18 protein-coding genes are annotated in these 20,951 nt (G+C 62.7%); 10 read left to right on the top strand and 8 right to left on the bottom strand.

Features of this window, described 5'->3' with window-relative positions; genetic code table 11:
• Nucleotides 1-23 precede the first annotated feature (23 nt).
• From QQF40_RS12055 to QQF40_RS12070, 4 genes are all read left to right on the top strand, one after another.
• Nucleotides 24-863, top strand: a complete 840-nt coding sequence (locus QQF40_RS12055; protein ID WP_285461471.1) for an enoyl-CoA hydratase-related protein — start codon at nucleotides 24-26, stop codon at nucleotides 861-863.
• Between the two features lie 154 nt (nucleotides 864-1,017).
• Nucleotides 1,018-3,285, top strand: a complete 2,268-nt coding sequence (locus tag QQF40_RS12060; RefSeq protein ID WP_285461472.1) for an acetyl/propionyl/methylcrotonyl-CoA carboxylase subunit alpha — start codon at nucleotides 1,018-1,020, stop codon at nucleotides 3,283-3,285.
• Between the two features lie 6 nt (nucleotides 3,286-3,291).
• Nucleotides 3,292-4,218: a hydroxymethylglutaryl-CoA lyase gene (locus tag QQF40_RS12065; protein WP_285461473.1), complete on the top strand. Its 927-nt coding sequence runs from the start codon at nucleotides 3,292-3,294 to the stop codon at nucleotides 4,216-4,218.
• Between the two features lie 234 nt (nucleotides 4,219-4,452).
• Nucleotides 4,453-4,788: a zinc ribbon domain-containing protein YjdM gene (locus QQF40_RS12070; RefSeq protein ID WP_175088585.1), complete on the top strand. Its 336-nt coding sequence runs from the start codon at nucleotides 4,453-4,455 to the stop codon at nucleotides 4,786-4,788.
• A 212-nt stretch (nucleotides 4,789-5,000) separates the two neighbouring features.
• On the opposite strand, the gene QQF40_RS12075 is transcribed toward QQF40_RS12070, so the two are convergent.
• Entirely contained in the window at nucleotides 5,001-5,369 is a 369-nt protein-coding gene (locus QQF40_RS12075) for a hypothetical protein (protein ID WP_285461474.1), read from the bottom strand.
• A gap of 467 nt (nucleotides 5,370-5,836) precedes the next feature.
• On the opposite strand from QQF40_RS12075, the gene QQF40_RS12080 reads away from it, so the two are divergent.
• Nucleotides 5,837-6,691 (top strand): SDR family oxidoreductase, encoded by an 855-nt coding sequence (locus QQF40_RS12080; protein ID WP_175088583.1) that lies wholly within the window; start codon nucleotides 5,837-5,839, stop codon nucleotides 6,689-6,691.
• Between the two features lie 141 nt (nucleotides 6,692-6,832).
• On the opposite strand, the gene trxC is transcribed toward QQF40_RS12080, so the two are convergent.
• The 3 genes from trxC to QQF40_RS12095 all read right to left on the bottom strand — a co-directional run bounded on the left by trxC (nucleotide 6,833) and on the right by QQF40_RS12095 (nucleotide 10,310).
• Nucleotides 6,833-7,270: a thioredoxin TrxC gene (gene trxC, locus QQF40_RS12085; RefSeq protein ID WP_043331344.1), complete on the bottom strand. Its 438-nt coding sequence runs from the start codon at nucleotides 7,268-7,270 to the stop codon at nucleotides 6,833-6,835.
• Between the two features lie 249 nt (nucleotides 7,271-7,519).
• A complete protein-coding gene (locus QQF40_RS12090; protein WP_282627777.1) occupies nucleotides 7,520-8,587 on the bottom strand; it encodes a YeiH family protein in 1,068 nt (355 codons plus the stop codon).
• Between the two features lie 79 nt (nucleotides 8,588-8,666).
• Nucleotides 8,667-10,310, bottom strand: coding sequence for a GMC family oxidoreductase (locus QQF40_RS12095; RefSeq protein ID WP_285461475.1), 1,644 nt, complete (start codon nucleotides 10,308-10,310; stop codon nucleotides 8,667-8,669).
• Nucleotides 10,311-10,945: 635 nt separating this feature from the next.
• On the opposite strand from QQF40_RS12095, the gene QQF40_RS12100 reads away from it, so the two are divergent.
• The 4 genes from QQF40_RS12100 (at nucleotide 10,946) to QQF40_RS12115 (ending at nucleotide 14,972) form a co-directional block, all read left to right on the top strand.
• Nucleotides 10,946-12,172, top strand: coding sequence for a TRAP transporter substrate-binding protein (locus QQF40_RS12100; protein WP_175088581.1), 1,227 nt, complete (start codon nucleotides 10,946-10,948; stop codon nucleotides 12,170-12,172).
• Nucleotides 12,172-12,753, top strand: coding sequence for a TRAP transporter small permease (locus QQF40_RS12105; RefSeq protein ID WP_176677587.1), 582 nt, complete (start codon nucleotides 12,172-12,174; stop codon nucleotides 12,751-12,753). Before QQF40_RS12100 ends, QQF40_RS12105 begins: the two co-directional genes overlap by 1 nt.
• Nucleotides 12,754-12,763: 10 nt before the next feature.
• Nucleotides 12,764-14,041 carry a TRAP transporter large permease gene (locus tag QQF40_RS12110; protein WP_166018783.1) on the top strand — a complete coding sequence of 426 codons (1,278 nt, stop codon included), beginning with the start codon at nucleotides 12,764-12,766 and terminating at the stop codon, nucleotides 14,039-14,041.
• Between the two features lie 172 nt (nucleotides 14,042-14,213).
• On the top strand, nucleotides 14,214-14,972 hold the full coding sequence (locus QQF40_RS12115) for an IclR family transcriptional regulator (RefSeq protein WP_175088578.1): 759 nt from the start codon (nucleotides 14,214-14,216) through the stop codon (nucleotides 14,970-14,972).
• Between the two features lie 206 nt (nucleotides 14,973-15,178).
• Here the strand turns inward: QQF40_RS12115 and QQF40_RS12120 are convergent, their stop codons facing one another.
• The 4 genes from QQF40_RS12120 to QQF40_RS12135 form a co-directional block, all read right to left on the bottom strand.
• On the bottom strand, nucleotides 15,179-15,655 hold the full coding sequence (locus tag QQF40_RS12120) for a universal stress protein (protein ID WP_175088577.1): 477 nt from the start codon (nucleotides 15,653-15,655) through the stop codon (nucleotides 15,179-15,181).
• A 45-nt stretch (nucleotides 15,656-15,700) separates the two neighbouring features.
• On the bottom strand, nucleotides 15,701-17,044 hold the full coding sequence (locus QQF40_RS12125) for a TRAP transporter large permease (protein WP_217485790.1): 1,344 nt from the start codon (nucleotides 17,042-17,044) through the stop codon (nucleotides 15,701-15,703).
• On the bottom strand, nucleotides 17,041-17,604 hold the full coding sequence (locus tag QQF40_RS12130) for a TRAP transporter small permease (RefSeq protein WP_217485789.1): 564 nt from the start codon (nucleotides 17,602-17,604) through the stop codon (nucleotides 17,041-17,043). The genes QQF40_RS12125 and QQF40_RS12130 overlap by 4 nt, the downstream gene beginning before the upstream one ends.
• A 153-nt stretch (nucleotides 17,605-17,757) precedes the next feature.
• Nucleotides 17,758-18,834: a TRAP transporter substrate-binding protein gene (locus QQF40_RS12135; RefSeq protein WP_285461476.1), complete on the bottom strand. Its 1,077-nt coding sequence runs from the start codon at nucleotides 18,832-18,834 to the stop codon at nucleotides 17,758-17,760.
• Between the two features lie 486 nt (nucleotides 18,835-19,320).
• Between QQF40_RS12135 and pdxR the strand changes: the two genes are divergently transcribed.
• Nucleotides 19,321-20,886 carry a MocR-like pyridoxine biosynthesis transcription factor PdxR gene (gene pdxR / locus QQF40_RS12140; protein ID WP_175088576.1) on the top strand — a complete coding sequence of 522 codons (1,566 nt, stop codon included), beginning with the start codon at nucleotides 19,321-19,323 and terminating at the stop codon, nucleotides 20,884-20,886.
• Nucleotides 20,887-20,951 lie beyond the last annotated feature (65 nt).

Raw genomic sequence — 20,951 nt, forward strand, 5'->3', positions numbered from 1 at the left:
CTAACAGAATGGAAGAAAGCACGATGACAGAGCCTCGCCAATCGAGTCGACTCGAGATAGATCAATACGGCGTCGCCCGCCTCACTCTGCTGCGCCCCGAGGTGCATAACGCCTTCGATGATCTGCTGATCGCAGAGCTGAATCAGCACCTGGAGAGCCTGCACGCCAGGGCGAGCCGCGACGAGGTGCGTGTGGTGGTACTGGCCTCCGAGGGCAAGAGCTTCTCGGCTGGCGCCGACCTCAAGTGGATGCAGCGCATGGTCGAGTATTCGCTGGAAGATAACCTCGCCGACTCACGCGAGCTTGCGCGACTGATGCAGCTGCTCGATGAGCTGCCCTGCCCCAGCGTATGTCGTGTCCAGGGCGCCACCTTCGGCGGAGCCGTCGGTCTGGCTGCCTGCTGCGACATCGTGATTGCTGCAGAGCGTGCGCGCTTCTGTCTTTCCGAAGTGCGCATCGGGCTGGCGCCGGCGGCCATCAGCCCGTACGTGCAGCGCGCCATCGGCTCACGCCAGATGCGCCGTTATGCCCTCAGTGCCGAGGTGATCGACAGTGCCACCGCGCAGCGCATCGGCCTGGTCCACGAGGTCTGCCCCGATGAGCTGCTGGAGGCGCGTGTCGCGGAGATGGTGCAGACCCTGCTGGCCACCTCACCTGCCGCCAGTCGCGCCACCAAGGCGCTGCTCAGCGAGGTGGCTCAGGCACCTGACAGTGCCGCGACCCGTGAACGCTGCTGCGAGGTGATCAGCCAGCTGCGCGTCAGCGAACAGGGCCAGGCCGGTCTGGCCGCCTTCTTCGCCGGCACGCCGGCGCCCTGGGTGCCGACCGAGACTCAGACACCCCAGACGTCGAAATCCTCATGAGCACCAGAGGCCTGAAGCCGCTGACGGCGTGTCGATTCTCTCGGCGCTGGTCATCACTCTCGGCCATCCACCTCGGCCATGCCTGCCGGATTTTTTCATAAGAGCTTTTCTCTTCCTGAATTCCCCTTGCCACCTTCGCCACAGGACGCTTGCCATGAACGCCAACCGCGAGACAGACCAGACCCTCCCCGCCGGTTGCGGCGAGATCCGCAAGCTGCTGGTCGCCAACCGGGGTGAGATCGCCGTGCGCGTGATGCGCACCGCTCGCGCGATGGGTATCCAGACAGTGGCGGTCTACTCCGATGCCGACGCCGATGCCCTGCATGTGCGCGAGGCCGACGAGGCAGTGCGTCTCGGGCCCGCCAGCGCCCGCGAAAGCTATCTGGACATCGACAAGGTGATCGCTGCCGCGCGTAAAAGCGGCGCCGATGCCGTGCACCCCGGCTATGGCTTCCTGTCCGAGAACGCCGCCTTCGTCAGCGCGCTGGCCGAAGCCGGCATCATCTTCGTCGGCCCGCCCCAGAGCGCGATCGCCGACATGGGCGACAAGTCAGCCGCCAAGATGCGCATGCAGGCGGCCAATGTGCCGCTGGTGCCCGGCTACCACGGTGAGGACCAGCAGGATGAGCTGCTGCAGGCCGAAGCGGACCGCATGGGCTATCCGGTACTGATCAAGGCCTGCGCCGGCGGTGGCGGCAAGGGCATGCGCGTGGTCGAGAGTGCGCAGGAATTCGCGGCGGCGCTGGCCAGCTGTCGTCGTGAATCCCGCGCCGCCTTCGGCGATGAGCGCATGCTGATCGAGAAATACCTGACCCAGCCGCGCCATGTCGAAGTCCAGGTGTTCTGCGACAACTACGGCAGCGGTGTCTATCTGTTCGAGCGCGATTGCAGTGTCCAGCGTCGCCACCAGAAGGTGCTGGAAGAGGCCCCCGCGCCGGGCCTGACGCCCTCGCTGCGCCATGAGATGGGCGAGGCCGCCGTGCGGGCAGCGCGCGAGATCGGCTATGTCGGCGCCGGCACCATCGAGTTTCTGCTCGATGCCCCGCAACCGGGCAGCGAAAGCCACGGTGCCTTCTACTTCATGGAAATGAACACGCGCCTGCAGGTCGAGCACCCGGTGACCGAGATGATCACCGGCGAAGACCTCGTCGAATGGCAACTGCGCATCGCGCGGGGTGAACGCCTGCCGCGTCAGCAGGATGAGCTGACGTTGACCGGTCACAGTTTCGAGGCGCGACTCTACGCCGAAGACCCGGACAACGACTTCCTGCCCGCCACCGGTGTGCTGGAACGCTTCCGGCTGGATCTGGCAGGGGGCGGACTGACCGCCCGGCAGGTACGTCTGGACAGCGGCGTCGCCGAGGGCGATGAAGTCTCGATGCATTACGACCCGATGCTGGCCAAGCTGATCAGCTACGGACCGACTCGCGAACAGGCGCTCGAGATACTGCTGCGCGCGCTGGCAGCGCTGGAGGTGCGTGGCGTCACCACCAACCGCGCCTTCCTGTCCCGCCTGGCGGGGCATCCTGACTTCCGCGCCGCCGAGCTGGATACCCGCTTCATCGAGCGCCATCACGACAGCCTGTTCCCCAGCGCGACGCTGGACCACGCAAGCCTGGCGGCCAGCGCCTTGCTGGCGCTCTCACGCCTGGATGAGCAAGCCAATCACGCATCACATTCGATCCGCACATCACATTCACGCCAACCCTGCGCCAGCCCGTGGGAACGCCGTGATGGCTGGCGCAATGGCCTGCCACACCAGGTGCGCCTGGCGCTGTGTCTACCCGCTGACGCCGATGCCGATGAGCGCAGCGACAAGGTGGCGCATATCCTCGCACGCCGCCCCGTAACGCATGCCTCCATGGTGAACACGCACACCTCAAATACGTCATCGGTGAGCGATTCGCGCGGCGACTGGCAACTGGAAGTGACCACTCACTACGGAGATGAAAGACTGACCACACGCCATCTCGGTCGGCTCACTCGCCTTGAAGGCAATGCCATCGCCGTGACGCTGGATGGCCATCGCCGTCGCTTCCAGGCAAGCCACGCGCCGACCCGCGGCGGTGAAGTGCTGATGTTGTCGTCTGCGCAGCAAAGCCAGTCCGGCAGCGCTCCACAGGGGGAATCACGCCTGCTGTGGCGGCGCGCCGACGCCGTGGACCACGCGCGCCACGAGACCCAGGCGACCCTGAATGCGCCGATGAATGGCACCGTGGTCGCGCAGCTGGTCGCACCGGGCAGCCATGTCCCGCAGGGCACGCCCTTGATGGTGATGGAGGCGATGAAGATGGAGCACACCCTCAATGCCCCCGCTGATGGCGAGGTTGCCCAGTTCCACTTCTCGGCCGGTGACAGCGTGGTCCAGGGCGATGTGCTGCTCGAGTTCACGGCCGAACAAGCCGCGACGGACAAGGAGTAAGTCAGCATGCACTTTCCCCGCAAGGTACGCATCGTCGAAGTCGGCGCGCGCGACGGGCTGCAGAACGAGTCCGTGCCCGTCTCGACTTCCACCAAGCTTGAGTTGATCCGGCGTCTGAGCGACAGCGGCCTTGCGCATGTCGAGGCCGCCAGCTTCGTCTCGCCCAGGTGGGTGCCGCAGATGGCTGATCACCGCGAGATCATGCTGGCGCTGCGCGACGGCCACGCCAAGTCAACAACTGCCAAGTCAGCGACCACTTACTCCGTTCTCACGCCCAACATGAAGGGGCTTGAGGCGGCGCTTGAGTGTGGTGTGCGCGAGGTGGCCGTGTTCGGCTCGGCCAGCGAGTCCTTCTCGCAGCGCAACATCAACTGCTCGATCGCCGAGTCGCTAGAGCGCTTTGCGCCGGTGATGGAACACGCCCTCAAGACCGGTGTGCGTGTGCGCGGCTATGTGTCCTGCGTGCTCGGCTGCCCCTATGAAGGCGAAATAGCCCCCGCCGAGGTGGCCGCCGTCGCTCGCGAGCTCAAGGCCATGGGCTGCTACGAGGTCTCGCTTGGCGACACCATCGGCGTCGGCACGCCGCTCAAGGCCAAGCACATGCTGGAGCGGGTCAATCGCGAGGTGCCGATCACGCAGCTCGCCGCGCACTTCCATGACACCTACGGCCAGGCGCTCGCCAATCTCTACGCCGTGCTGGAGGAAGGCATCGCGGTGATCGACAGTTCGGTGGCGGGCCTGGGCGGCTGCCCCTACGCCAAGGGCGCCTCAGGCAATGTCGCCAGTGAAGATGTGCTCTATCTGCTTGAGGGCATGGGCATCGAGACGGGGGTGGACCTGGCAGCACTGGCCCGCACAGGCGACTGGATCAGCCGCACGCTTGGGCGGCCGAATGGCTCACGCGTCGGCCAGGCGCTGATGGCCAGTGACTGATGGCCAGTGGCTGAGGGCGAATGGATTGAGGCGCTGCCAAGCGAGGCCGCAATGGCGCGCACCGATTGCGACCAAGAGCCGCACTGGATGGTCGCTGTCATGGAATCGGTGTAGGCTTGCCGCCGTTCGCGCACCGCTTGAGCCCGATGCGCGCCTTCCAACACCATGTCTCTGCCTGAATCTTCGCCCGCCTTCTGATCGGGTGAAGCACGAGACAGCTTCCAGGACACCGTGATGAGCGCCCTCCCGAACTGCCCGGCCTGCAATTCCGAATACACCTACGACGACGGCATGCAGTACGTCTGCCCTGAATGTGCCCATGAGTGGTCCAAGGAAGCCGCCGTCGAGGAAGCCGGCCCGGTATTCCGCGATGCCAACGGCAACGAGCTGGTCGATGGCGATACCGTCACCGTCATCAAGGACCTGAAGATCAAGGGCACTTCCTCCGTCGTCAAGGTCGGCACCAAGGTCAAGAACATCCGCCTGGTGGATGGCGATCACGATATCGACTGCAAGATCGATGGCGTCGGCCCGATGAAGCTCAAGTCGATCTTCGTCAAGAAAGCCTGATCGGACTGCTTGCCTGACACGACGATGCCCCGCCTGCGCCATGTGCGCGACGGGGCATCGTCGTTTGCAGACTGCCGTTTGCAGACTGCCGTTTTCGGACTATCGTTTCCAGTCCGTCATTTCCGGCTTGCCGAGGCACCTTGTTCAGCCCGGGCTGGCCCGCTCCAGTCCGCTTCAGTCCGCTCTAGCCCACCACCCCAGCAAGTGCTCACTCACTCCTCAGGCGACGGCTTGTCGAGCGGCGTGACCTTGGACAGGCGTATGCGGCGCTGGCCGCCGACCTCGAATTCAAAGCGGCCACTCACCTGGACCTCGCGCCCGATATAGGCGCCGATGCGCTCCGGTGGCAGCAGTTCCAGGCGCTGCTGTCCTTCGCCTTCCAGCCAGTAGCGGTTGGGCACGTCTTCGCTGCGCACCCTGCCCTGCACGGCTACCTGCTCGCCCTGCCAGGCCTCGGAGTGTTCCAGCAGCGTCGCCACGCTGGTAGGGCGTGGGCCATTGACGCCATCGCACCCCGCCCCGGCCATCAGCATCACCGCCACGGCCACCATCGCCAGCCAGTGTTGCATCCCCTTGTTCATCTTCATTCCTCGCGCGACTGATACTTCATCGGGGGCTACCCGCTCGCTCATTCACTCGCTTGCGGTTTGAGGGGACTCGGGCACGGCCCGGCAGTCGAGTTCCTCGCCCCTCACGTCGAATGGCGATCTCTCGTGGTCACCCAGACGCACCTGACGCCTGACGTGGACTCATGCACAGTCTGACAGCTGCCACGCGAGGCGATAACTCCCTGACCAATAGAATCAGCCATCAGGATCAGTCTTCAACGCAGGCCGTGAGGCGCCGCGCCACCCGTCAGTCCCATCACGACTCTGAGGCCTGTCATGCTGAGGCATGGTCGCCGCGTGCGGTGTCTGCGGGCACCGCCCTTGTCTCGCGCGCCAGCCGCACCTATATCATTGCCCGCAGGGACACACCGCGCCATCGACGAGACGTGAATGGAGCGCTTCGTCACATCGCCCTGCCGGCACCTCATCAGGAGAATGACATGAAGACAGCCAAGGTGGCCTATATCACCGGCGGTGCTCAAGGCATCGGCCGCGGCATCAGCGACTACCTGCTCGCCCACGGCTGGCGCGTGGCCGTGGCGGATATCGATGCCGAGGCAGGCCAGCAATATCGGGAGATGAAGAAACGACAGGCGAGCGGGCTCGCAGAAGAGCCCGCAGCGCCGTCGGAGGATCTTGCAGAACGCACGGGAGCGCCGTCTGGTGAGCAGCCCACAGAGGACATCGGCGAGCGCCTGCGCGTCTTCACGCTGGATGTACGTGACGAGAAATCCGTGGCCGCCAGCCTCGCGGCTACCTGCGAGGCCTTCGGGCGGCTGGACGCGGTGATCAACAATGCCGCGATCGCCGACCCCTTCCAGGGCAAGCTTGAGGAGCTGTCACTCGAGCGCTGGCATCAGGTACTCGATACCAGTTTGACCAGCAGCTTCCTGACCGCCAAGCATGCGGCGCGTCATCTGCGCGAGACTGGCGGCAGCATCGTCAATCTGGCCTCCAGCCGCGCCCTGCAGTCCGAACCGCACAGCGAAGCCTACGCCGCCAGCAAGGGCGGTATCGTCGCCCTCACCCATGCCATGGCGATGAGCCTGGGGCCGGAGATTCGCGTCAATGCCATCAGTCCGGGCTGGATAGACGTCAGCGCCCTGCAGAAAAGCGGCGAAGCCGAGTCGCTGAGTGACCAAGACCATGCCCAGCACCCCGTCGGGCGCGTCGGCCATGTCGATGACATCGCCGCGTTGGTGGCCTTTTTGATCTCGGAAAAGGCTGGCTTCATCACCGGCCAGAATCATGTCGTCGATGGCGGCATGACACGCAAGATGGTCTATTCCGACTGAGACCAAAAGGCCGACTGATACGACAACGCCGACTGATATGGCAACGCCTGACGCAAAGTCGCGTCAGGCGTTGTCAGTTCACAGACGGCAATCGGGTTTCCCTGAACGCTCAACTGCGGACTTCTCGCGCGCGGGCCGGGGTCACACTGCGTGCGGGGCCAGCCACTGCTTGAGCTGACCGGCCTGCATCACGCCGGATTCGCGCGCCAGCTCCTTGCCCTGCTTCATCACCAGCAGCGTCGGAATGCTGCGGATGCCGAAACGACCGGCCAGCGCCTGCTGGGCTTCGGTGTCGATCTTGGCAAAGCGCACACGTGTACCCATCTGCGCCGCGACTTCATTGAAGATCGGCCCCATCATCTTGCACGGGCCACACCAGCTGGCCCAGAAGTCGATGACCACCGGCATTTCACTGCGCACCACCAGGGCCTCGAAGTTGTCGCTGGTCAGTTCCAGCGGCTCCTTGGGCAGTACGGCGGCGCTGCACTTGCCGCAGCTGGGGTTGTCATCCAGACGCGCGGTGGCCACACGATTGAGAGCGAGACATTGCGGACAGGCCAGCACGAGGGATTCAGACATGATCGGACTCCAGAGAAATGGGGATGCGGCGCGCCACGTGACGGTCAACCGTCAGACGCGTACCGATAAGCGCAGATCATACGACTCGTGAGCCAGGAAGCAATTGAGCGATCTTATCGCCGTGATTGGCTGACTGCATGAGCCCGCCTGACCTGAATGTCCGCCGGAACCTGAACCTGTCTGCCCTCAACCGAAAAGCCCCGCCAGTCACGGCGGGGCTTTTCGCGCTTGAGCACACCCGGGAGTCGGTCAGATGCTGGCCAGCCCGAACTTGATGCACAGTGTCACCAGCACCAGCAGGAAAAGCGTTTCCACCACCATCAGGATTACCGGCTTCCAACCGACCACCGCCAGCTTCTGGAACGACGTCTTGACGCCCAGCGCGGCAATCGCCGCCACCAGACACCAGCGCGACAGGTCGGTGAAGCCTTCCACGGCGACGCTCGGCACCCAGCCGAGGCTGTTGATCAGCACCAATGCCACGAAGGCGATCAGGAAGGTGGGGAACATCGGCACCTTGCCGCCCTCATCGCCATTGGCCTGGCGCGCACTGCGGAACAGCAGCATGAAGACCATCACCGCCGGCACCAGCATCGCCACCCGCAGCAGCTTGACGAAGGTCGAGACGTCCCCGGTGTGCTCGGAGATGATGTAGCCCGCCCCCACCACCTGCGCCACATCGTGGATGGTGCCGCCGAGGAAGATGCCGGCCTCGGCATCATCCAGCCCCAGCAGCCGCACGATCAGCGGATAGGTGATCATCGCCACGGTCGAGAGTGTGGTCACCCCGACCACGGTCATGATGGTGTGCCGCTCACTGGTGGCGTTGCGCGGCATCACCGCCGACAGTGCCAGTGCCGCCGAGGCGCCACAGATCGCTACCGAGCCACCGGTCAGCAGCCCCATGTCGCGGTCCAGCCCCATCACGCGGGCCAGCAGCGCGCCGAACAGGATGGTCGCCACCACCCCGAGCACCACCGTGATCACCGGGCCGAGGCCGAGACTCGCGACCTGCTCCAGCGTGATGCGCACCCCCAGCAGGGCTACGCCGAGGCGCAGTACAGTCTTGGAGGCGAACTCGATGCCCGCCTTGCACGGGCCCTCCTCGGAAAGAAAGTGCAGTGACATGCCGAACAGCAGCGCATAGAGCAGCGTCGGGCCACCGTAGTGATCGGCGATGAAGGTGGTCGCCAGCGCGATGATGATGCAGATCAGAAGGCCCGGCATGATGGTGCGCACGCGCCCTTCCAGGGACCGCCACAGGCTGGTGGGCGGAGTGGGTGTGTCGTGCAGTGATGAACTGTTGTCAGTGGCCACGCGAATTCCTCAATCAAACCAGCAAGCGGTGACGGGCAAGCTGCCCCGCCGCGATGTGTCGTTCAGGCACATAGGCCTGCTAGCTGACCTGGGCCATGTTCACCTGGGCGGCCTTGATCATGTCGGCGGCCTTCTCGGCGATCATGATGGTCGGCGCATTGGTATTGCCGGACACGATCACCGGCATGATCGAGGCATCCACCACACGCAAGCCGTGCAGGCCATGGACACGCAGCTCGTCATCCACCACCGCCAGCGCATCGTGGCCCATCTTGCAGGTGCCCGCCGGGTGGTAGATGGTCTGGCTGAACTGACGCGCGGCCTCCAGCAGCTCCTCATCACTCTGATATTGCACGCCCGGCACATACTCTTCGCTGATCACCGAGGACAGCGGCTCCGCCTGGGCGATGCGGCGCGCCACCTTGATGGCGTCGACCACCACGCGGCGGTCTTCCTCGGCGCTGAGGTAGTTGGGCTGGATGGAGGGATAGACGCTGGCATCGGCGCTGGTGATGCGCACCTGGCCGCGGCTATGCGGGCGCAGCTGACACACCGAGGACGTGAAGGCCGAGAACGGGTGCACGCCGTCGGCGGGCTTGTCAGCGCTCAGCGGCTGCATGTGGAACTGGATATCCGGACGCGTCAGACCCTCGCGTGACTGGGTGAAGGCACACACCTGACTGGCCGCCAGCGTCAGCGGGCCGGTGCGCGTGAAGAGGTACTGGGTACCGACCGCCAGCTTCTTGAGCGGATGACGCACCTCGTCATTGAGGGTGCGGCATTGGGTCTTGAACACCAGTCGTACCTGCAGGTGGTCCTGGAGGTTTTCCCCGACGCCCGGCAAGGCGTGCAGACATTCCACCCCGACACTGGCCAGGTGCTCAGGGTCGCCGATACCGGAGCACTGCAGAATCTGCGGACTGCCGATGGCACCGCTGGACAGCAGCACCTCGCGCTCGGCGCGCGCCGTATGGACCGTGCCCTTCACCTCGTATTCCACTCCCACTGCGCACTTGCCTTCCAGCAACACACGGCGACAGTGCGCATGCTTGACCAGCGTCAGGTTGCTGCGCGTGAGTGCCGGGCGCAGAAAAGCCTTGGCCGTGCTGCAGCGCAGGCCCTTGTAGGTGGTCTGCTGAAAATAGCCGACCCCTTCCTGGCGCTCGCCATTGACGTCCTTGTTGAGCGGAATTCCCACCTCGACCGCCGCCTTGATGAAGCGCTCGGCGATCTCGCGCTTGAGGCGCAGGTCAGAGACATGCAGCGGCCCATCGGTACCGTGCCACTGATTGGCACCACGCGACTGACATTCCGACTTGCGGAAATACGGCAGCACTGAGTGGAAGTCCCAGCCCTTGTTGCCTGCCGCCGCCCAGTCATCGTAGTCCTCATGCTGCCCGCGGATATACAACAGGCCGTTGAGTGAGCTGGACCCGCCCAGCACCTTGCCGCGCGGCCACTGAAGGCGACGGCCGTTGATGCCCTTGTCAGGGTCGGTGAGATAGCACCAGTCGGTGGCCGGGTTGTGCATCGTCTTGAAATAGCCCACCGGCACATGGATCCACGGGTTCCAGTCCGAGCCACCGGCTTCCAGCAACAGCACCTTGATGGAAGGGTCTTCGGTTAGACGATTGGCTAGCACGCAACCGGCTGAACCCGCACCGATCACGATGTAGTCATAGGCGGCTGATGCGTCGGCATTGGCGTAACGTGTTGTTTTCATTATTTTATATACCATATCGAGACATATTGTCTCATAATAATGGTATCAAAATTGGAATTCGTCAAATACGAAACGTATTGTCTCAATATCTTTGCCAAAGCTGAAAAAGTGCCCTACATTGAGATTTGAAACGCCGGTAACGGTACTTTTCGTCTCGTTATACGACCAACTATGTAAGACGAACTAGCGAGAACGACACAGACCGCCATCAATGGCAGTCACCAGAGAGGCCAGAAGCAGGGCTCATGGGCTCTGCAGACGTGCTTGAGGAGAGCCAGAAAAGGGCTTGAGGAGACTTTGAAGAGAAATTGAAGAGACTTTGGATTGGCTTTGAAGAAATAGCGGTTTGTCTGACAAGCGCTCCAGCACTCTCTGAAGAGACACGCTCTGAACAGGCACTGCGAAAACGCCTGACAAATAAAGACGGGCATATAAGGACAGAAAATAAGAATGGATAAACAAGCACTTGGCTAAAGAAGTGAGCAACGAACGACTTGCCAGACAAGCAGCGGAAGCAAGCCCCGCACCGCAAGATCCATAACAACGCCAACACAGGGCCAGTGATACGACATCACTTCCCGGCCGCCAGGCCTGCATCCCACCACAAAAGCAAACACAATACCGGGAGCACTACCATGCCATCGCCACTCAGCAAGCTGTCACGCCGTGACTTCCTCGACATCTCGGGTCGCTTCGGCCTGACCTCGACCCTGCTGGCCGCCACCGGCCTCGGCGCAGGTCTCACCGCGTCCTCGCTGGCGCGCGCCGCCGACCAAGAGCAGCAGCGACGCTACAAGACAGCGCCCAAGTTCCAGCTGCGCTTCGGTGCCTCGGGCTTCAACGAGCGCAATCTCGACATCCAGAAATCCGGTCAGCTGTTCTTCGCGCGCGATCTCGAGGAGCGCACCAACGGCGCGATTCGCGTCGAATTCATGGGCAGCAACGAGGTCTGCAACCAGCTGGACTGCGTCGGCAAGACCCAGCAGGGCATCGTCGACATCTACTCGGCCTCCACCCAGAACTCCTCGGGCAGCGCGCCGTATCTGAACGTACTCGATTTCGCCTATCTGTTCCCCACCGTCGCCTCGATGTTCCACTTCTTCTATCACAAGAAGAGTGAGCAGCTGCTGCGTGAACCTCTGCGCCAACGCCACAACCTCCAGTTCCTGTTCACCCACTGTGACCTGCGCGGCATCATGCTCGGCCTCAAGTGGCAGGACAAACCGCTGGTCACCAGCATCGATGACCTCAAGGGCACCAAGAACCGTGTCACCGGCACCCAGATGGGCCGTATCGCGATGGAGCAGCTGGGCCTCAACCCAGTGCCGGTCGCCTGGGAAGAAACCCTCGATGGCCTGCGCCAGGGTCTGCTGGATGGCGCCGAGACCTGGATGAGCGCCGTAGCCTACGCCGGTATGGCACCGGTGGTATCCCAGGCCGTCGACCTGCGCTTCTTCGCCGGCACCGAGCACACCGGCATGAGCCTGCCCAAGTTCGACAGCCTAGGCTCCGAACTGCAGGACCAGGTGATGGAGTCCGCCTACTGCGCGCAGATCTTCACCCAGGGCATGAACGAGGCCGGCCGCTTCGAGATCGTCGGTGCCACCGAGCACCCTGCCGCCGGTACCGTCTTCGCCGAGAACAATGTACGCGTGGCACCGCTGTCTGACGCCGAACGCTCACGCGCCGAACAGATGTGCTCGCCGGAATTCAATCCCGAGCCGTGGGAACAGTGGCGCGAACGCCTCAACAAGTGGTCCGGCGGTCTCGACATCTATCAGGAAATCCACACCATCGCGCGCGAGATTCCACGTGATGTCGCCGCCGTCAACGTCAAGCCGCAGCGCTGGTGGAGGGGGTAATGGGCGATACCACCATCTTCAGCCAATCGACGAAGCAACCTGCCATCAAGAAGGCCGCGCCCTGGGCGCGTCCCTTCCTGTGGCTGGACGCCCATCTGGAACAGGTCGTGATCCTGATCGCCTATTCCGGCATGGCCGGCATCATCTTCGTCGAAGTCATCCGCCGCTTCTTCTTCGGCCTGCAGGCGCCCTGGAGTACCAGCATTCCGGTGCTGCTGTTCCTGTGGCTGACCTGGTTCGGCGCCTCGCTCAACGTCAAGAAGCGTACTCACCTGAGTCTCAACGAGATCCGCATGAAGCTGCCGCGCGGTGGCCAGTTTGCCTGCCTGATCCTCGATGCCGTGCTGTGGATCGGCTTCGGCATGATGGTGATCTACTTCACTACCACCCAGGTGACGCTGGCCTACGACAACTACGCCATCGTGCCGGGCACCGACAATGTCATGCAGTGGTGGTTCTACCTCGCCACGCCGCTGGCATGGGTGATGATCATCTATCGCGTACTGCAGAACCTCTACGCCGACTGGGCGCGCTATCGCCGCGGCGATTCCTTCAACCTGCAACCGTCCATCATGGACTGAGGAGGTCAGCATGACAGACGGTATCTGGATCTCCCTGATCACGGCGGGCGTGACCGCCTTCTTCCTGCTCGGCGTGCCCATCTTCCTCGTCATCGGCCTGTGGGTGGTCGGCACCAGTCTGGTGATCGACTTCACGCTGGCCAACGTCGGTGTCACCCTCTTCCAGGGGCTGAGCTTCTTCGGCCTGCTCGCGTTGCCGCTGTTCATCCTCACGGGGGACCTGATCAACGCGGCGGGCATCGCCAAGCGACTCTCCGACTTCGCCTACTCGACGCTGAGCTGGATGCGCGGCGGGATGGGCATGTCGACCCTCGGCGCCTGCGGGTTGTTCGCGGCGATTTCCGGCTCCAACGCCGGTACCACCGCCACCATCGGTTCGATCATGCAGCCCGAGATGGTCAAGAACGGTTACGACGAGCGCTTCGCCGCTGCCACGGCGGCTTCCGGCGGCACCGTGGGCATCATCATTCCGCCCAGCATCATCTTCATCGTCTACGGCTTCATGATGAACCTGTCGATCAGTGACCTGTTCATTGCCGGCATGGTGCCGGGCGCCCTGATGGTGGTCGCGATGATGGTGGCCTGCTATCTGGTGGCACGCAGGAATGGCTGGGGCCAGCTGCAGCCCTTCAAGGCCGGGGTCAGTGCCAGGCTGGCGCGCAAGGCCTATCTGGGCTTCGCGACCATCGGCGTGGTGGTCTACGGCATCTACTCGGGCAAGTTCTCGCCGACCGAAGCCGCCGCCATCACCGTAGGCTTCACCATGATCGCGGGGCTGTTGATCACCCGCGAGATCAGCCTCAAGAAGCTGCCGACCATCATGCTGCGCTCTGGTCAGATCGCCGGCATGCTGGCACCGCTGATCGCCATCTCGGTGGTCATGCAGCAGCTGCTGTCGGTGCTGGGTGCCGGTCAGGCACTGAGCGAGATGCTCAGCGGCATCGACAACTACTACCTGACGCTGGGCACCTGCATGCTGATCATCCTGCTGGCGGGCATGATCCTGGAGAGTCTGCCGGTGACGATCATCCTGGCGCCGATTCTCGCGCCCATCGCCCAGCAGGCCGGGGTCGACCCGATCCACTTCTCGGTCATCTTCCTGGTCGGTGCCGCCATCGGCTTCGTCACGCCACCCTTCGGGCTCAACCTGTACGTGGCCAGCAGCATCACCGGCATCTCCTACGTCAGACTGGTGAAATACGTGATTCCCTATTTCATCGCGTTGATCGCCTGCTGGCTGGCCATCTGCCTGGTGCCTTCCCTTTCCCTGTTCCTGGTAAACCTGTAACACTAGCCTCATCGACAGCCCCGCGAGGGGCTGTCTTCGTCTCATCACGCAAGCCATCAGCGGATGTCGGCCTGCGTGATGAATCGATGCACTGACGCCTTGCCACCCTGCCCCCTGTCGGCCGCGCTGATCGCCCACGACATGCCCCCGACAGTCAGGATGAGGACACTAGATGAGCAAAGACATCACGACGAATTCGACCCTCTTTCGGGCCCTGAGCCTGCTGGAAGACATCGTCACCACCCAGCATGCCGTCAGCGCCGCCGATCTCGAGAAACGCTTCGATATTCCCAAGCCGACCATCCACCGCCTGCTCAAGCAGCTGGAAGAACAGCAGCTGATCAGTCGTGATCTGGATGGCCGCCACCTGCTGCCCGGCCCGCGCTTTCGGCGCATGTCGCTGGGGGCATTGGCCAATGAAGGCCTCAAGGTACCGCGCCGCGTCCTGCTGGAACGGCTGGCCAGGGAAGTCGGTGAGACCTGCAACCTGACGCTGCTCGATGGCCACGAGGTGATGTACTACGACCGCGTGGAAACCAACTGGCCGGTGCGCATCCAGCTGGCGCCCGGCTCACGCCTGCCGCTGCACTGCACCGCGAGTGGCAAGCTGTTTCTGGCACTGATGCCGCTGCATCGTCGCCGTGCCCTGCTGGCCCATCTGGCGCTGGAGGCACACACGCCCTGCACCCTGACCTCGCGGGCCACGCTGGAAGAAGCGCTCGATATCGTGGCGCGCAATCAGCTGAGCACCGACGATGAGGAGTTCATCCAGGGCATGGTCGCCATCGCGGTGCCAGTCTTCGATGAGGTTGGCCAGATCCAGGCGACATTGGCGATCCACGCGCCGCGCCTGCGCCACTCCATCGACTCCCTGCTGGAGTGGGCACCGCTGATGCGCCAGATCGCCACTGAGCTGGAAGGCACGCTGTGAGGCGTGCACCTTGGGCGCACATGACCCATGAGACGGTCCAGCCAAGTCCCGGGTGACACCTGAGCCACGCTGAAGATGGGCCATGACCCAGAAAGCTCGCCCCCGCAGACAGTGACTGTCTGCGGGGGCGAGCTTTATTCTGCGAGCTTGTTTCATCTGCAGTCTTGCTGCGTCCGTCTAGCCTTGAGGCGTTTCTTTCCTGCGACTCAAGGCGTCGGTACCACCACCACCGGAATGCTGGCGCGCTTGATCACCCCCTTGGTGACCTTGCCTGCATAGGAGGCCACGAAGCCGCGCTTGTTGGTGGCCATGATGATCATGTCGCAGTCATGGCGTGTGGCGTAGCGGATGATCTCCGAGGCCGGATAGCCCTCCACCACATTCAGCCCGGCGATCACCGGGCGCGGATCGCCATCGTCATGGGTACTCCAGAAGTCCTCCAGCATCTTTTCCAGGCTCTCCCTGGCCTGATCGAGCCGCTGCTGCATCAGACCCTCCAGCGTCGGCTTGTGTCGGATATTGACCTTGAGGGTATTCATCACATCATCCGACAATGCCTTCACCGCATGCAGCACATGCAGCTCGGCACCCGTCGCCCCCGCCAACCACACCGAGCGCGCCAGTACCCGCTCACAGTCTCCGCGCAGACCTACACAACACAGAATTCGTTTGACTGCCGGCATCGTCCTTCTCCTCGTTCATTGCAGGGCTAGCGTACGGATGGCACTTCAGTACCCCATCACCCTGGGTAGCCACAGCGAGATTTCAGGCACATAGGCGATCAGGAAGATGGCCGCCACCGAGCCCGCCGCGAACGGCAATGCCTTCAGGGAAATCTCCTCGATCGAGGCGCCGCCTATCCCCGAGGCCACGAAGAGGTTCTCCCCCAATGGCGGCGTCTGGAATCCGATGGCCAGCGCGCAGACCACCACGATACCGACGTGCACCGGGTCCATTCCCAGCATGTACATGATCGGCAGCAGCACCGGGGTGAGAATCATGATCGCGGCCAGCGTCTCCATGAACATGCCGACGAACAGCAGGAAGAAGATGATCATCGCCCAGATGAGGTAGAGGTTGTCGGTCATCGCCAGCATGCCCTCGGCGATATGGGCCGGCACGCGTTGCTCGACCAGCAGCCGCCCGAAGACCGTCGCCGTGAACAGGATCAGCAGCACGCGACCGGTGATCCAGGTGGTGGTTTCCAGGGTGCGCAGCGTCGGCTTCCACTTGAGCTCCTTGTGCAGGAAGATGCCGACGATCAGGGTATAGACGATGGCAACGATGGCGGACTCGGTCGGCGTGAACAGACCGCTGTAGATCCCGCCAAGGATGATGAAGGGTGCCAGCATCGACCAGATACCCTTCCTCAAGGTGGCGCGAATATGTGTCCATGACCAGCTGTTGGTCAGCCCGCGATAGCCGCGTTTCTTCGAGATCACGTAGTTGATCAACAGCAGGAACCCGGCGATCACCACGCCTGGCATGACGCCGGCGATGAACAGTTTCGGGATGGACAGTGTCTGGAAATCACCGTGCATGGCCACCGCTTCAGGTGGCGGTTGCAGGCCCATGCCGGAAATCCCGAAGATCACCATCGGGATCGATGGCGGAATCACCACCCCCAACCCACCGGAAGAGGCCGTGATCGCCGAGGCATAGCCACGGTCATAGCCGCGCTTGGCCATCGCCGGAATCATCAGCATGCCAACCGCCGCCGTGGTGGCAGGCCCTGAGCCGGAAATCGCGCCGAAGAACATGCAGGCAAATACCGTGGCGGCGGCCAGCCCGCCCGTCACCGGCCCGGCGAAGGCCTCGGCGATATCGACAAGACGCCGCGAGATGCCGGCGGCCTCCATCAACGCCCCGGCCAGTATGAAGGCCGGCAAGGCCATCAGCGGGAAGGAGCCCACCGAGGTAAAGGCGATCTGCACGAACGCCATCGGGTTTTCATCGATGCTCAGATAGGTTGCAAGCGCCGCGACGCCCAGCGAGACGGTGATCGGTGCGCCCAGCACCAGCAGCAGGAAGAAGACGCCAAACAGGATGTAGATGATGGTGGAATCGATCATGACTTGCCGCCCTCCTGTCTTTCACTGGCCTGTCCATCACCACCCTGCTTCAATTCCTCCATTGCCTGGGAATCCGGGTCCACGATGTCTTCCTTGCGCACGAACTTGAGATAATTGGTCTGGATGATGCGCACCGTCATGGCAGTAAAGGCCAGCGGCAGAATCAGATAGAAGTACTTCATCGGCACACCCAATGTCTGTGACTTCCAGAACAGATTCATCTTGTTGAACACGAAGTCGTAGCTGTAATAGATGAACACCGCATTGAAGGCGATCCAGATGATATCGGTCAGCACGCCGCAGACGGTTTCCACCCATCGCGGCAGGAATCGAAACTGGAAGGTCACACGGTTATGCGCCGACATGCGTGTGGCGTAGACGGCGCCTAGATAGGCAAACCACACGAAGGCATAGGTCGCCAACTCGTCTCCCCAGGGAATCGAGTAGCTGAAAAGGTTACGCAGCATGATCTGCGTGAAGAGAATGATGACGAACACCACCAGCAGAAACTGGCAGAGATAGTTCTCGAGATTATCCAGAAACTTCAACAATACCCGCATGGAAATACATCCCCCGACATCGCCAGCGATGACCACTCGACGCCACGCTTCCCCTGCCAGGGGACATATCGATGACATGCTTCTGTCATGCGACTTGCAGGTGCAGGCAGGGGAATACGGGCGGGCCTGGAGCCTCAGCAGTTCAGCGAATCATCAGGGCGCGGTGGACGGATCGCGTCCGAGGGTCTCGAGCACTTCGACCAGCTTGTCGCGGCCGCCGATGCTGTCGTAGAAATCCGGCCAGATGCTGGAGGCCTTGACGATCCATTCCTTCTCATCATTGGCGGGCTGGGTGATGGTCATGCCGTGCTCTTCCACCAGTGATTTCTTGATGGAATCCTCGGTGGCCAGCAGGTAGTCGTAGCTATGGGCCGTCGCCTCTTCACCAGCGGCCAGCACCAGCTTCTGCTGCTCTTCGCTGAGACTCTGGAAGGTGCCTTCGCCCATGATCAAGGGTTCCATCGAGAACACGTAACAGCTGTCGGTCACGTATTTCTGCACTTCATAGAACTTCATCGCATCGATGGTGATGTAGGGGTTGTCCTGACCATCGACGACTCCCTGTTGCAGGGCGGTGAAGGTCTCGGACCACGCCAGCGGGTTGGGATTGACGCCCCAGGACTGATACGAGGAGATCATGATCTCGTTCTTGGGCACGCGGATGACCATGCCTTGCAGGTCTTCCGGGGAGGCGACCTCCTGCTTGGAGTTGGTCAGACGGCGGCAGCCGGAATAGGCCCAGCCCAGAATGCGGATACCGGAATCACGTAGCGTATTGTCGCGCAGCTCATCGCCGATCTTGCCGTGGGTCAGCGCCTTGGCATCCTCGGGGCCGTGAATCACATACGGCAGGGTCAGCACGCCGACGGTCGGTGAGAAGGGCGTCAGGTTGTTGATCGCCACCACGGACAGGTCGACGAGGCCCATGCTGGCATTGTTGACGGTGTCCTGCTCGCTGCCCAGCTGGCCGTTGGGGAACAGATCCACCTTGATGTCGCCGCCGGATTTCTCTTCCACCAGACTTGCGAAGGTCTTGCCCAGTTCATACTGGGTGCCGCCGGCGGCATCGCCGAGGGCCATCTTCCAGGTCGCGGCATTTGCGCCGGTGGCCATGGCCAGACTCGCGGCAGTCACCGCGATGGCCAGCGTGGACTTGAAGCCGCCGGTGCGAGACACGCCAGTGCGACCAAGGGAGCGGAGGTTTGAAAGGGTCTGTGTCGAGTCGATCATCTTGTCTGTCCCGTCGTTATTGTTGTTGCGGGCTCCTGACGGCTGCGCGTGATAGCGAGCGGGGTACTGCACTTCATATCGTCAATGACCTGGCGTCTGCACCGTTGTCTTGCAGCGCGTCATGTCATCCACGATTGCCATCACCTGCTCATCTACAGCCCCAGGAAAGGGAGTGTGAAATCGCGTCGTGCTAGAACTGTGCTTTCGTTGTACCTGCCAGATCACTTTCCCCCCGTGCGCCATTCCTCGATAGAACCAGTCCGTCGGCATCGATGGGGCCAGTCCCGGCTGACTATTGCTCTCCCGACGGGGGTCTGCCTCAATGATGTCAGGCTGGGCCCGGCGGTCGGGTCGCCCGCGCCGACCTGTGCCTCTCCTCCAGGCGCTTTATGCCAACAAGAAAGCTATGAAAAATGCATATAAAACGAGAACTTGTGATATGAAGTCCTCGTGACGACACTCTCGCGACAACAATAGAGAACATGCATGAGTCATCCGCTGTTTCACCTCGATTCCTCACGCAAGGAAAGTCTGCAATTCCAGATTCGTGAGCAGATCTCCCAGGCGATTCTCGAGGGCCACCTACCGCCCGATGTGGCGCTGCCTTCCAGTCGCAAGCTGGCCCGTGAGCTGAATGTCGCGCGCAATACCGTGATGCTGGCCTATGAGCAGCTGCTGGAAGATGGCTTTCTGATCGCGCGCGAGCGTAGCGGTTATTTCATCAATCCCGAGATTCTCAAGGGCCGCGCCGACACGCCGGTGCGCCTCAATGACATCGATGCCGACAGTCTCGACTGGGATGAACGGCTGACCTTCAAGCCGTCTGGGCAGCGCGCCATCGAGAAACCCGGTGACTGGCACCAGTACGACTACCCCTTCCTCTATGGTCAGCTGGACCCGGAATTCTTCCCCACCCAGCACTGGCGCGAATGCAGCCGTGATTCGATGAGCGTGCCGTCGATCCGCAGCTGGTCGGTGGACCACCTCAACAACGACGACCCGCTGCTGATCGAGCAGATCCATCAGCGGTTGCTGCCGCGCCGCGGAGTCTGGGCAAGCCCGGAGGAAATCCTGATCACGGTGGGCACCCAGCAGGCGCTGTGGATCAGCTGCATGCTGCTGCTCAAGCAGGGTCAGCGCTTCGCGATGGAGAACCCCGGCTACGTCGACATGTACAACATCGCCAGCACTTTCACGGACGATATCCAGCTGCTGCCCATCGACGACAAGGGCATGCAGCCGCTGGAATCGCTCAAGGACTGCCGCCTGGTATATGTCACGCCCAGCCACCAGTCGCCGACCACCGTCACCCTGCCGCTGGAGCGCCGCCGCCAGCTGCTGGACCTGGCCGAGACCGGCAACTTCCTGATCATCGAGGACGACTACGAGAGCGAAAGCAACTATGCCGACAACCCGACACCGGCGCTCAAGAGCCTCGATCGCCACAAGCGCGTCATCTATGTCGGCAGTCTGTCCAAGACCCTGGCCCCCGGCCTGCGACTGGGCTACATGGTGGCGCACCCGACCCTGATCCGAGAGGCCCGCGCCCTGCGCCGTCTGATGCTGCGCCATCCGCCGACCAACAATCAGCGTGCGGTAGGGCTGTTCATCGCGCGCGGCTATCACGACAGCCTGATCAATCAGATGCATCAGGTGATGCAGCGGCGCTTCCTGCTGATGCGCGACGCCATCCAGCGCCATCTGCCGATGATGAGCACGCCCGCGATCTACGGCGGCTCGTGCTTCTGGATGCAAGGCCCGAAAGCTCTGGATGCCCACCGCCTGGCCGTCCTCGCCCGTGATCGCAGCATCCTGATCGAGGTCGGTGACCTGCACTTCTTCCACGATCGCGACAACCATCGCCACTTCTTCCGGCTTGGCTTCTCGGCGATTCCGGAAGCGCGCATCGAGACCGGCATTCTCAAGCTGGCCGAGCTGGTACCACTGGCGATGCAGGAGACGATGGAAGACTCACCGCCCGAGGCAGAGACAGCCGCGTTGTCCGTCCTGCCCACGGCACATGGCAAGTCAGCCCATCAGCGCGCCAGCTAGCTCCTGGATACGCCCTGACGTACGCCCTGACGCCCCCCCCTGACATAGGCCCTGACACTCCCGCC

This window comes from Cobetia sp. LC6, from assembly GCF_030264805.1.
Taxonomy (GTDB): Bacteria; Pseudomonadota; Gammaproteobacteria; order Pseudomonadales; family Halomonadaceae; genus Cobetia.